Raw genomic sequence first — 818 nt, forward strand, 5'->3', positions numbered from 1 at the left:
GAAGGCGCTTCGGCCGACCTGCAAGTCCTCAGCTTCACCGGTCGCGAAGCCCTCAACGAGCCGTTCCGTTTCGACCTCGAACTGGTCAGCGCCCGTCCCGACCTCAACCTTGAAGAACTCCTGCACAAGCCTGGCTGCCTGACCTTCGGCGCCACTGGCGAGGGCAAGATTCATGGTCTGGTGTATCGCATCGAGCAAGGCGATTCCGGCAAGACCCTGACCCGCTACAGCCTGAGCCTGGTGCCGCAACTGGCCTACCTGCGGCACAACCATGACCAGCAGATCTTCCAGCAACTGACGGTGCCGAAGATCATCGCCCGCGTTCTGGAAGATCGCGGCATCCTGGCCGACGCCTACAGCTTCCAGCTCGGCGCCGAATACCCGGAACGCGACTACTGCGTGCAGTACGACGAATCCGACCTGCATTTCATCCAGCGCTTGTGCGAAGAGGAAGGCATTCACTTTCACTTCCAGCACAGCAGCAGCGGCCACAAGCTGGTGTTCGGCGATGACCAGACCGTGTTCCGCAAACTGAAACCGGTGAACTACCAGCAAGACTCCGGCATGACCGCCGACAAACCGGTGATCAAGCGTTTCAACCTGCGCCTGGAAACCCGCACCACCCGCGTCAGCCGCCGCGATTACGATTTCGAGAAACCGAAGATCTTGCCCGAAAGTGCCGTCAAATCCGCGTTCATGCCGGACCTGGAAGACTACGACTACCCCGGCCGCTTCACCACGCGTGAGCGCGGCAAGTTCCTCTCGACCCGCGCGCTGGAACGCCATCGCAGCGACTACAAACTCGCCGAAGGCAAAGG

General features: G+C 61.0%; 1 protein-coding gene. It reads left to right on the top strand.

What is annotated here, in order from left to right:
* Positions 1–818 (top strand): type VI secretion system tip protein TssI/VgrG (gene tssI, locus CAG25_RS28100; RefSeq protein WP_143515466.1); only part of this gene is annotated, 818 nt, incomplete at both ends.

The sequence above is a fragment of the Pseudomonas sp. B16(2017) genome (assembly GCF_002113205.1).
GTDB lineage: Bacteria > Pseudomonadota > Gammaproteobacteria > Pseudomonadales > Pseudomonadaceae > Aquipseudomonas > Aquipseudomonas pharyngis.